The 11,715-nt window shown below is 73.6% G+C and carries 11 protein-coding genes; 7 read left to right on the forward strand and 4 right to left on the reverse strand.

Going from position 1 to position 11,715, the window contains the following annotated elements; all coding sequences use genetic code 11:
• Window positions 1-3: 3 nt before the first annotated feature.
• Complete coding sequence (locus ACYSMR_RS03220; RefSeq protein WP_251331869.1) at window positions 4-462, reverse strand: peroxiredoxin; 459 nt, start codon at window positions 460-462, stop codon at window positions 4-6.
• 82 nt (window positions 463-544) lie between these two features.
• Window positions 545-961 carry a DUF3052 domain-containing protein gene (locus ACYSMR_RS03225; RefSeq protein WP_251331870.1) on the reverse strand — a complete coding sequence of 139 codons (417 nt, stop codon included), beginning with the start codon at window positions 959-961 and terminating at the stop codon, window positions 545-547.
• A 432-nt stretch (window positions 962-1,393) separates the two neighbouring features.
• On the opposite strand from ACYSMR_RS03225, the gene aceE reads away from it, so the two are divergent.
• The 7 genes from aceE (at window position 1,394) to ACYSMR_RS03260 (ending at window position 9,515) form a co-directional block, all read left to right on the forward strand.
• Window positions 1,394-4,132: a pyruvate dehydrogenase (acetyl-transferring), homodimeric type gene (gene aceE, locus ACYSMR_RS03230; protein WP_461747368.1), complete on the forward strand. Its 2,739-nt coding sequence runs from the start codon at window positions 1,394-1,396 to the stop codon at window positions 4,130-4,132.
• A 103-nt stretch (window positions 4,133-4,235) separates the two neighbouring features.
• The gene (locus ACYSMR_RS03235) at window positions 4,236-5,525 is read left to right on the forward strand and encodes a PucR family transcriptional regulator (RefSeq protein ID WP_461747369.1); all 1,290 of its coding nucleotides are present in this window, start codon (window positions 4,236-4,238) and stop codon (window positions 5,523-5,525) included.
• Between the two features lie 78 nt (window positions 5,526-5,603).
• The gene (locus ACYSMR_RS03240; protein WP_461747370.1) at window positions 5,604-6,518 is read left to right on the forward strand and encodes an ACP S-malonyltransferase; all 915 of its coding nucleotides are present in this window, start codon (window positions 5,604-5,606) and stop codon (window positions 6,516-6,518) included.
• Window positions 6,511-6,639 carry a hypothetical protein gene (locus tag ACYSMR_RS03245; protein WP_461747371.1) on the forward strand — a complete coding sequence of 43 codons (129 nt, stop codon included), beginning with the start codon at window positions 6,511-6,513 and terminating at the stop codon, window positions 6,637-6,639. Before ACYSMR_RS03240 ends, ACYSMR_RS03245 begins: the two co-directional genes overlap by 8 nt.
• Window positions 6,633-7,700: a beta-ketoacyl-ACP synthase III gene (locus tag ACYSMR_RS03250; protein ID WP_251331874.1), complete on the forward strand. Its 1,068-nt coding sequence runs from the start codon at window positions 6,633-6,635 to the stop codon at window positions 7,698-7,700. The genes ACYSMR_RS03245 and ACYSMR_RS03250 overlap by 7 nt, the downstream gene beginning before the upstream one ends.
• 198 nt (window positions 7,701-7,898) lie before the next feature.
• A complete protein-coding gene (locus ACYSMR_RS03255) occupies window positions 7,899-8,144 on the forward strand; it encodes an acyl carrier protein (protein WP_017833742.1) in 246 nt (81 codons plus the stop codon).
• Window positions 8,145-8,255: 111 nt separating this feature from the next.
• On the forward strand, window positions 8,256-9,515 hold the full coding sequence (locus tag ACYSMR_RS03260) for a beta-ketoacyl-[acyl-carrier-protein] synthase family protein (RefSeq protein WP_251331875.1): 1,260 nt from the start codon (window positions 8,256-8,258) through the stop codon (window positions 9,513-9,515).
• Window positions 9,516-9,648: 133 nt separating this feature from the next.
• Here the strand turns inward: ACYSMR_RS03260 and ACYSMR_RS03265 are convergent, their stop codons facing one another.
• Window positions 9,649-10,152, reverse strand: coding sequence for a DUF3145 domain-containing protein (locus tag ACYSMR_RS03265; protein WP_251331876.1), 504 nt, complete (start codon window positions 10,150-10,152; stop codon window positions 9,649-9,651).
• Window positions 10,153-10,485: 333 nt separating this feature from the next.
• Entirely contained in the window at window positions 10,486-11,700 is a 1,215-nt protein-coding gene (gene dprA / locus ACYSMR_RS03270) for a DNA-processing protein DprA (protein WP_461747372.1), read from the reverse strand.
• Window positions 11,701-11,715 lie beyond the last annotated feature (15 nt).

The following is an 11,715-nucleotide window of genomic DNA, read 5'->3' on the forward strand; positions in this document are numbered from 1 at the left end:
CGGTCAGCGGGGCAGCTTGGCCAGGGCCGCGCGGTACGTCTCCAGCTCCCGCGCGGTGCCGCGCTCGGCGCGGAAGGCGTCGACGACCACCCCGTCGGCGTCCAGCACGAACGTGGCGCGCTCGGCCATGCCCGAGACCGGGTCGAAGACGCCGTAGCGCTGGGCGACGGCTCCGTGGGGCCAGAAGTCGGCGAGCAGGTCGAAGTCGAAGGACTCCTCGCGGGCGAACGCGCGCAGGGCGTACTTCGAGTCCACGGACACCGCGAGCAGCTTCACGCGGGCGTCCTCGAACACGGAGAGGCTGTCCTGGAGCCGGCAGAGCTCACCGGTGCAGACCCCGGAGAAGGCGAACGGGAAGAACACCAGCGCCACGGGCCGGCCCCGCAGCCCGCTGAGGGCGACGGGCTCGCCGAACTGGTTCTCGAGCGTGAAGTCCGGGGCTGGGCGGCCGATCTCGGGCATGGTGGGTACTCCTGTGGTCCGGGAACGGCCCCGCCCGGGAGCGGGCGCGGGAAGCCGTCGGGGCGGGGGCCGGGACGGCGGCTCAGATGTTGCGCTTGGGCATCAGGCGGGTGGCGGCCCAGTCGGCGCTCACGCGGGCCGTGGTGGTCACGTGCAGCCCGGCGGTGGGCGCGGCGTCCTGCACGTCCGAGGGCGGCACGTAGCCGTCGCGGCCGGCCTTCGGGGTGAGCAGCCACACCACCCCGCCCTCGTCCAGGGTCGTCTGCACGTCCACCAGGGTGTCCACGAGGTCGCCGTCGCCCTCGCGGAACCACAGCAGCACGGCGTCCACGACCTCCTGGTCCTCCTCGTCCAGCAGGTCCGACCCGATCAGGTCCTCGATCCCGTCCCGCAGGTCGAAGTCGACGTCCTCGTCATATCCGAATTCCTGGATGTAGTCGCCATCCTTGAAACCGAGCTGGACTACCGCGTCACCCGCGGTGGTCTTGGCCTCGCTCACTTCTTGCTCCTTCTGGATCGGGCCGACCGTCGACGACCTCGCACTGCGTACCGGTGCGGGGTCCGCCCGCCCGAGGTGGACCGCGGGGCACGGTGGCGGGCCGGAAACCGGCTTCGAGGTCCAGACAACACCGGATCAGGGTTGCTTTCAAGCTCCGGCCCGTGGTTCGGCCCGCCGAATTGCCCGCCGGGGCGGCGTATGACGGGCCGTCCCGGGTGTGGAAACATGGTTCCGACAGACATCCCGTGCGCCGGACAGCCCGTCGGCGCGATCCGCTCGGCGCAGCGGGTGCCCGGGTGACCGCCCTCACCGGCGGTGCACCGGGTTCCCGGACCGGAGCACGGGTAGCTTGAGACCGTCGGTGGCCCGGCCGCGCCTGCGCGCGCGCACCCGCCCGGGACCATCGGACAGTCCCACGAAGAGAGGTAGATCGTGCCTTCATCCAGCAACCACCACATCCTCAGTGGCTTGACCAACAACCTGCAGGACTCCAACACCGAGGAGACCCAGGAGTGGCTCGAGTCGTTCGAGGACCTGATCGAGACGCAGGGCACGGCGCGGGCGCAGTACATCATGCGCGCCCTGCTGCAGCACGCGGGAGCGAAGAGCGTCGGCGTCCCGATGGTCACCACGACCGACTACATCAACACGATCCCCGTGGACCAGGAGCCCGACTTCCCCGGCGACGAGGAGATCGAGCGGCGCTACCGCGCGTTCCTGCGCTGGAACGCGGCCGTGATGGTCCACCGCGCGCAGCGTCCCGAGATCGGCGTGGGCGGGCACATCTCCTCCTACGCCGGCGTGGCCACCCTCTACGAGGTGGGCCTCAACCACTTCTTCCGCGGCCCGCAGCACCCCGGCGGCGGCGACCAGGTGTTCTGGCAGGGCCACTCGGCCCCCGGCAACTACGCCCGCGCGTACCTCGAGGGCCGCCTGACCGAGGAGCAGCTGGACGGGTTCCGGCAGGAGAAGACGAAGGCCCCGCACGGCCTGTCCTCCTACCCCCACCCGCGCTCCCTGCCCGACTTCTGGCAGTTCCCGACGGTGTCGATGGGCATCGGCCCGCTCAACGCCATCTACCAGGCCCAGTTCAACCGCTACCTGCACAACCGCGGGATCAAGGACACCTCCGACCAGCGCGTGTGGGCCTTCCTGGGCGACGGCGAGATGGACGAGGTGGAGAGCCGCGGCGCGCTGCAGCTGGCCGCCAACGACAACCTGGACAACCTCACCTTCGTGGTCAACTGCAACCTGCAGCGCCTCGACGGGCCGGTGCGCGGCAACGGCAAGATCATCCAGGAGCTCGAGGCGTTCTTCCGCGGCGCCGGCTGGAACGTCATCAAGGTCGTCTGGGGCCGCGAGTGGGACAAGCTGCTCGCCAAGGACCAGGACGGCGAGCTCGTGCGCATCATGAACGAGACCGTCGACGGCGACTACCAGACCTTCAAGGCGGAGTCCGGCGGGTTCGTGCGCGACCACTTCTTCGGGAAGTCCCCGAAAACCAAGGAGATGGTCGCGGACATGACGGACGACGAGATCTGGGAGCTCAAGCGCGGCGCCCACGACTACTACAAGGTCTACGCCGCCTACAAGGCCGCGACGGAGCACAAGGGCCAGCCGACCGTGATCCTGGCCCAGGGCATCAAGGGCTACGGCCTGGGCACCCACTTCGAGGCGCGCAACGCGACCCACCAGATGAAGAAGCTCACCCTGGAGGACCTCAAGACCTTCCGCGACCACCTGCGCATCCCGGTCTCGGACGAGCAGCTGGAGTCGGACCTCTACGGCGCCCCGTACTACCACCCCGGCAAGGACTCCCCGGAGATCAAGTACCTGCTGGAGCGGCGCCAGGAGCTCGGCGGGTTCGTGCCGGACCGGCCCCACGAGCAGAAGGCCATCACCCTTCCCACCGACGCCGCCTTCAAGTCGGCGAAGAAGGGCTCGGGCAAGCAGATGGCCGCCACCACGATGGCGTTCGTGCGGATCCTCAAGGACCTCATGCGGGAGAAGGACTTCGGCCACCGCATCGTGCCGATCATCCCGGACGAGGCGCGGACCTTCGGCATGGACTCGTTCTTCCCCACCGCGAAGATCTACAACCCCAAGGGGCAGAACTACCTGTCGGTGGACCGCGAGCTGATGCTGGCCTACAAGGAGTCCGAGCAGGGCGTCATCCTGCACCCGGGCATCAACGAGGCCGGCGCGAGCGCGGCGTTCACCGCCGCGGGCACGGCCTACGCCACGCACGGCGAGCCGATGATCCCCGTCTACATCTACTACTCGATGTTCGGCTTCCAGCGCACCGCCGACGAGTTCTGGGCGGCCGCGGACCAGCTGGCCCGCGGGTTCCTCATCGGTGCCACCGCGGGGCGGACCACGCTCACCGGCGAGGGCCTCCAGCACGCCGACGGGCACTCCCCCATCATCGCCTCGACCAACCCGGCCGTCGTGCACTACGACCCGGCGTTCGGCTACGAGATCGCCCACATCGTCCGGCGCGGCATCGAGCGGATGTACGGCAGCGGCGACGAGGACCACGACGTCATGTACTACCTCACGGTCTACAACGAGCCGTACCAGCAGCCCGCCGAGCCGGAGGACGTCGACGTCGAGGGCATCCTCAAGGGCATCTACCTGCTCAAGCCGGCCGAGAACGACGGGCCGCGCGCGCAGCTGCTCGCCTCCGGCGTGGCCGTGCCGTGGGCCCTCGAGGCGCAGCGGCTGCTCGCCGAGGACTGGGGCGTGTCCGCGGACGTGTGGTCGGTGACCTCCTGGGTGGAGCTGCGCCGCGACGGCCTGGCCGCGGAGGAGGAGTCGTTCCTGAACCCCGGCGACGGCATGCGGACCCCGTTCGTGGCCCAGCAGCTCGCGGGGGCCACCGGGCCGATCGTCGCGTCCTCGGACTTCAGCTCGGACCTGCCGGACATGATCCGCCAGTTCGTGCCCAACGACTTCGCGACCCTCGGCACCGACGGGTTCGGCTTCGCCGACACCCGCCAGGGCGCCCGCCGCTTCTTCCACGTGGACTCGCACTCCATGGTGGTGCGGGCCCTGGAGATGCTCGCCAAGCGCGGCGAGGTCGACTGGCGCGCGCCGGGCGAGGCGATCGAGAAGTACCGCCTGCACGACGTCAACGCCGGCACCACCGGCAACGCCGGGGGCGACGCCTGAGCCGGCCCCTCCGGTGCACCACGGCGCCCCGGTCACCCCGCGCGGGTGGCCGGGGCGCCGTCGCCGTCCGGGCCGGTGCGCCCGGTGCTCTAAGCTCGGGGGCATGGCCGGACAGGACGGGAATTCCACCACGCGCTGGTTGCGCGCCCCCCGCAAGCGCCCCGGGGGGACCGCGGAGAAGGTCCGCGCCCGCCCCGCCGCACCCCCGCACCCCCGGACCCTGGAGAACCTGAAGGCGAACCTGGGCACGATCTCGACGGTCGCGACCCGCCGCCTCGAGACGGACCTGCCGTGGTTCCAGCAGCTGCGCGCCGACGAGCGCTCCGAGCTCGGGCTGGTGGCGCAGCGGGGCATCTCCTCCTTCGTGCGCTGGTACGAGGACCCGGAGGAGCCCCTGTGGGTGCTCACCCAGGTCTTCCGCAACGCCCCCACCGAGCTCACCCGCTCCATCTCCCTGCAGCACGCCCTGCAGCTGCTGCGGATCGTCGTCGACGTCGTCGAGGAGATGGTCCCGGAGCTCGCGAAGCACCACGACGAGGCCGCCCTGCGGGAGGCCGTCCTGCGCTACTCCCGGGAGATCGCGTTCGCGGCCGCCGACGTCTACGCCCGCGCGGCCGAGAACCGGGGCTCGTGGGACGCGCGCCTGGAGTCGCTGGTCGTCGACGGGATCCTGCGCGGCGAGCACTCGGACTCCCTGCGCTCCCGGATCGCCGCGCTGGGGTGGGCCTCGACCGGGCCCGTCACGGTGCTCACGGGGTCCGCGCCGGAGGCGACCGGCCCCTCCACGGTGGCCCGGCTGCGCCGGCTGGCCTGCCGCTACGCCCAGGACTCGCTGGTCTCCATCCAGGGCGACCGGCTCATCCTCGTCCTCGGCGGCGTGGCCGACCGCGACCTCGCCCTGGAGAAGCTCACCGCCGCCTTCGGCCCCGGCGCCGTGGTGCACGGGCCCGAGGCGCCCACGATCTTCGAGGCCGGAGGCTCGGCCCGGCTCGCGCACGCCGCCCTGTCCGTGGCGCCGGCCTGGCCCGCCGCGCCCCGGCCGGTCCACTCCGAGGACCTGTGGCCCGAGCGGGCCATGGCCGGGGACGAGGCCGCGCGCACCGCGATGGTCGAGTCGATCTACCGCCCGCTGACGCGCTCGGCCACCGGGCTGGTGGAGACCCTGTCCACGTACGTGTCCGTGGGCCACTCCCTCGAGGCCACGGCCCGGGAGCTGTTCGTGCACGCCAACACTGTGCGCTACCGGCTGCGCCGGATCTGCGACCTCACCGGGTGGGACCCGCTGGTCCCCCGCGACGCGTTCGTGCTGCACTGCGCCCTCGTGGCCGGCCGGCTGGCCGACTCCTGCCCGCCGATCGACACCTCAGCGCCCCCCGCCCCGCCCGTCTTGTAGCTTCCCTACAAACAGCGCCGTGCGGGTTGGTGGCCTCCGCGCCGCGTGTCCGGGACGGGTTCTTGCCAAGCTGGGACGGTGATTGCGATCCTCTGCCCCGGACAGGGCTCCCAGAAACCCGGCTTCCTCACCGAATGGCTCGCGCTCGACGGCGTGCGCGAGCACCTGGAGCAGCTGAGCGAGGCCGCCGGCCTGGACCTGGTCCACTACGGGACCGAGGCCGACGAGCAGACGATCAAGGACACCGCCGTCGCGCAGCCCCTGATCGTGGCCGCGGGTCTGGTGGCCGGGCGCCTGCTGGCCGACCGGCTGAGCCCCGGGCGCGACGACCTGGTCTTCGCCGGCCACTCCGTCGGCGAGATCACCGCCTCGGCCCTGGCCGGTGCGCTCACCGAGGCCGACGCCATGGCCTTCGTCCGCACCCGCGCCAACGCCATGGCCGCGGCCGCGGCGGCCGTCCCGACCGGGATGAGCGCGGTGCTCGGCGGCAAGGAGGACGAGGTCCTCGCCGCGATCGCCGCCGCGGGGCTCACCCCGGCCAACGCCAACGGCGGCGGGCAGACCGTGGCCGCCGGCACCCTCGAGCAGCTCGCGGCCCTTGCCGAGCACCCGCCCGCCCGCGCACGGGTGGTCCCCCTCAAGGTCGCCGGCGCCTTCCACACCGAGCACATGGCGCCCACCCTGGAGCCCCTGCGCGCCCTGGTCCCGCAGCTCGCCCCGGCGGAGCCCGTGCACCCCCTGCTCTCCAACGCCGACGGCGCGCCCGTCGCCTCGGGCGCGGCCAACCTCGACGCACTGGTGGCCCAGGTCTGCCGGCCCGTGCGCTGGGACCTGTGCATGCAGACCCTGCTCGAGCGCGGCGTCGAGCAGCTGGTCGAGCTGCCCCCGGCCGGCACGCTCGTGGGCCTCGCCAAGCGCGGCATGAAGGGCGTCCCGGCCCTCGCCGTCAACTCCGCCGAGGAGCTGGCGCAGGCCAGGAGTATCCTTGACTGACGTCCACGCGCGCGTCTCCGCGCGCCCCGCCCCGGGACCGGACCAGCCGAACGCCGCCCGCCCCCCGTGGGGCCGCCCCGCCGCGCCCGGCCACACGAAGGAGCAACGACACCTGTGGTGACCCTGAAGCAGAACCAGCCCAACGCCCACTCCCGGATCCTCGGCCTCGGCGCCTACCGCCCGGACGTGGTCGTGACCAACGACGACGTCTGCCAGTGGATCGAGTCCTCCGACGAGTGGATCCAGCAGCGCACCGGGATCAGGACCCGCCACCGCGCTTCCGCGGACGTGGACGTGCTCGAGATGTCCGAGCACGCCGCCCGCGAGGCGCTGGCCGCGGCCGGCATCGAGGCGTCCCAGCTCGGCGCGGTAATCCTCTCCACGATCTCCTTCCCGTACCTGACCCCCTCCGCGGCGGCCGCGCTGGCCGACCGCCTGGGGGCCACCCCCGCCGCCGCCTACGACATCTCCGCGGCCTGCGCCGGCTACTGCTACGGCATCGCGCAGGCGGACGCCCTGGTGCGCTCCGGCGCGGCGGACTACGTGCTGGTCATCGGCGTGGAGAAGCTCTCCGACGTGATCGACAACAGCGAGCGCAGCATCTCGTTCCTGCTCGGCGACGGCGCCGGCGCGGCCGTGGTGGGCCCCTCGGAGACCCCCGGCATCGGCCCCTCCGTCTGGGGCTCCGACGGGTCCAAGTGGGACGCGATCCGCATGACCCACCCGCTCACCGACGTCCGGGCCGTGGACGAGGGCCGGTCCCGCACCGACGCCCCCGACCTCCACGACAAGGAGACCGGCGAGATGCGCGAGGACGCCCCGCTGTGGCCGACGCTGCGCCAGGACGGCCAGACGGTGTTCCGGTGGGCGTCGTGGGAGGTCGCCAAGCGGGCGCAGGAGGCCATGGACGTGGCCGGCGTCGCCCCGGAGGACATCGCCGCGTTCATCCCCCACCAGGCGAACATGCGCATCATCGACCAGATGGCCAAGACCCTCAAGCTCCCGGAGTCGGTGGTGATCGCCCGCGACATCGCCGACGCCGGCAACACCTCCGCCGCGTCCGTGCCGCTGGCGACCCACCGGCTGCTGGCCGAGCACCCGGAGCTCTCCGGCCGGCTCGCCCTGCAGATCGGCTTCGGCGCCGGGCTCGTCTACGGCGCGCAGGTCGTCGTCCTGCCCTGACCCCGTCGCGGGCCCCGGCCCGCCCCTGCGCGTCCGTCCCGTGATCGAGGGCCCCGGACTCGTCGTAGGGTTGAACCGCACACCCCGTTGTCCCCCCGGTCCGGCCTTCCGCCTGGCCGGGACCGATGCACCCCGGCACCGCCCGGGGGCGCCCGTCACCACCGGCTGCTCCGGCAGCCGCAGAGAAAGGAAGCCACCATGGCGAGCAAAGAGGAAATCCTGACCGGCCTGGCCGAGATCGTCAACGAGGAGACCGGGCTCGAGACCGAGGCCGTCCAGCTGGACAAGTCCTTCACCGAGGACCTCGACATCGACTCGATCTCGATGATGACGATCGTCGTCAACGCCGAGGAGAAGTTCGACGTGACCATCCCCGACGAGGAGGTCAAGAACCTCAAGACCGTCGAGGACGCCGTCAACTTCATCGACAACGCCCAGGCCTGAGCCGGCCGGTCGCCGCGGGGCGCGGCGGACCGTCCGGTCCGCCGCGCCCCGCCGACCGCAGCAGGGCGGGTCGCCCGCCGCATCATCCCCAGGACACGAGGAAGTGCAGTTATGTCCCGCAAAGTAGTCGTCACCGGACTCGGTGCCACCACGCCCATCGGCGGCACCGTCCCCGAGCTGTGGCGCAACGCCACCACGGGCGTCTCCGGTGTCCGAGCCATCGAGCACGACTGGGTCGAGACCTACGATCTGCCGGTGCGGATCGCCGCCCCGGTCTCGACCCCCGCGAGCGAGGTCCTCACCCGCGTCGAGGCCAAGCGCCTGGACCCGTCCGGGCAGCTGTCCGTCATCGCCGCCCGCGAGGCCTGGGCGGACGCGGGCTTCTCCGCCGCCAACGCCGACGACGCCGCGGAGGTCGACCCCGACCGGTTCGCGGTCGCCTTCGGCACGGGCATCGGCGGGATCTGGACCCTGCTCGACGCCTACGACACGCTCCGCGAGAAGGGCGCGCGCCGCGTGATGCCGCTCACGGTGCCCATGCTCATGCCCAACGGCAACGCCGCGGCCGTCGGCATGGACCTCCGGGCCCGCGCCGCGTCCATCACCCCCGTCTCGGCGTGCGCGTCCGGGACCGAGGCCTTCTACCAGGGCATGCACCTGATCCGCTCGGGCAAGGCCGACATCGTGGTGGTCGGCGGCGCCGAGTCCACCATCCACCCCGTCACCATCGCGGCGTTCGCGTCGATGCAGGCGCTGTCCAAGCGCAACGACGAGCCCGAGCGCGCCTCCCGGCCCTACGACACGGCCCGCGACGGCTTCGTCATGGGCGAGGGCGCCGGGGCCGTGGTGCTGGAGGCGGAGGAGTTCGCCCGGGCCCGCGGGGCGCGCGTCTACGCGGAGCTCGCCGGGGCCGGCCTGACCTCCGACGCGTTCCACATCACCGCGCCCGACGAGCAGGGCCGCGGCGCCGCCCGCGCCCTGCAGGAGGCGATGGACCTCGGGGACTTCGCCCCCTCGGACGTCAGGCACGTCAACGCCCACGCGACGTCGACCCCCAAGGGCGACGCCCCGGAGGCCGGTGCGCTGCGCCGGGCGTTCGGCTCCGCCGTGGACGACATGTGCGTGTCCGCGACGAAGTCCATGACCGGCCACGTCCTGGGCGGGTCCGGCGCCGTGGAGGCCGTGCTCACGGTGCTCGCCGTCCACCACCGGCTCGCCCCGTGCACGATCAACCTCGAGAACCAGGACCCGGAGATCGACCTCGACGTCGTCACCGACGCCCGGGAGCTGCCCTCGGGCGACTTCGTGGCGGTGTCCAACTCGTTCGGCTTCGGCGGGCACAACGCCGTCGCCGCGTTCCGCACCGTCTGAGCCGGACGGACCCGGCGCCCGCGGCGCCGGCCGACCGGCTCGGCACCGACGAGAGGGCCGCCCCGCAGCTGCGGGGCGGCCCTCTCGTCGTGGGGAGCCCGCGCCCCCGGAGGCGGGACGGGGCTCCGGCGGATCAGCTCACACGGTGCAGCCAGCGCACCGGCGCGCCCTCGGCAGCGTGCCGGAAGGGCTCGAGCTCCTCGTCCCAGGCCTCGCCGAGCGCCACGGAGAGCTCGTTGATGACGAGCAGCGGGTTGCCCGCGGCGGACTCGTAGGCGAAGCGGATGCGGTCCTCGGAGATCATGATGTTGCCGGCCGCGTCGGTCGTGGCGTGGAAGATGCCGAGGTCGGGGGTGAAGGACCAGCGGGCGCCGTCGTGGCCGCGGGAGGGGTTCTCGGTCACCTCGAAGCGGATCCGGCCCATCGTGCGCAGCGCGGACGCGAGCAGGGCGCCGGTGCCGGCGGGGCCCGACCACTCCAGCTCCGCCCGGACGGAACCGGGCTCGGCGTTCTGCGGGGTCCACTCGAGCTCCGTGCGCTGGCGCGCCACGGACTCCAGGGCCCACTGGATGTGCGGGCACAGGGCTCGCGGCGCGGAGTGCACGTAGAGCACTCCGCGCGTGCTGGGTGAAGACATGACCTGCTCCTCCGTCGTGTAGGTACGTCTTCCCCAACGCCCTGCCCGGAGGCGGTCCACCCGCCGGGCCGCGGCCGCTCGGCCGCCGCCCGTGATGCAGTTGTGCCGGGCGCCCGCCGCGCCGCGGGGATTCGAGGCCCGCGCGGCGCCCGGTCGCTCCGGGCGGCGCACCCCGCGTCCGGTGCGGGCGGCGGGGGTCCTGCCGCGACCGGAACACTGAGTGCAGTCCGCAACTCATTCTTCTGCAAGCTTCCGGGGGGCGTCAACCCGTTCCGCCACCGGCCCGCACCGTGACGGGCGGGGCAGGGCGCGCGGGGACGCCGGGCACCGGGATCAGCGGCGCCGCCAGCCCTCCCCCGTGCCGTCGGCCAGCCCGCGCTCCTGGAGGCGGTGCAGCCCGCCGAGCACCTCCCGCGGGGACAGCCCCGCGATCCGGGCGAGGCGGTCCGGACCGCTGCGCACCGTCAGCGGCAGGGCGTCGAGCAACCGCCGGTCGGGCGCCGAGAGCCCGTCGACGGCGGCGGCGGGGGCGGTGCGCTCCGGCGCCGGGGCGGCACCGAGGGGCTGGACGAGCTCGAGCACCTCGTCGACGTCGGTGACCAGCACGGCGGTGCCCTCCCGGACCAGCCGGTGGCAGCCGGCCGACGTGCCCGCGTGGACGCTGCCCGGCACGGCGCCCACGGGACGGCTGAGGCCGTCCGCGTGGTGGGCGGTGTTCTGGGCCCCCGACCGCCACCGGGCCTCGACGACGACGGTGCCGGCCGCGAGGGCCGCGATGATCCGGTTGCGCTGCAGGAACCGGTACCGGCTCGGCGTGCCGCCGGGGGCGACCTCCGACAGCAGCAGTCCCGCCGCCTCGATGCGGGCGAGCAGCGCGTCGTTGCCGCGCGGGTAGAAGCGGTCGATCCCGCCGGCCATGACGGAGACCGTGGGCGGGACGGCGGTCCCGGCCGCCAGGGCGGCGGCGTGCGCGGCGTGGTCGATGCCGTGGGCGCCGCCGGAGACGACCGTCCAGCCCCGTGCGGCGAGCCCTCCGGCGAGGTCCATGGCGACCTGGCTCCCGTACGCGGAGCAGTCGCGGGAGCCCACCACGGCGACGGAGCGCGAGACGGGGAACGGCAGCCCCCGGCGGTGCCCGCGGCCCCACAGGCCGACGGGCGCGGCGAGGCCCAGGTCGTCGAGGGCCGGCGGCCAGTCGGGGTCCTCCGGAACGGCGAACCAGCCCCCGCACGCGGCCGCCGCCTGGAGGTCGCGGACGGGGTCGAGGATCGCCGCGCGCCCGGCCCACCGCTCGAGCGCCCGGGCCAGGTCCACCTGCCGGGGACGCCATCCCGCCTCCGTGGCGCCCCGCACGAACGCCGCGTGCTCCGCGGGCCCGATCGGGCGGTGGCCGGCCGCCACCGCCAGCGCGGCCTCGGGCCCGAGCACGGCCAGCAGCAGCATCGCGACCGGGTCGGTCGGCTCCACGAGGCGGGACAGCCCCGCCCGGGCGAGGCGCACCCGGTGCAGGTCGGCGGGGGCGGCGGGAGCGGTCGGTGCGGGGTCCACGGGCGGTCCTCCTGG

It is taken from the genome of Kocuria sp. U4B (genome assembly GCF_054875615.1).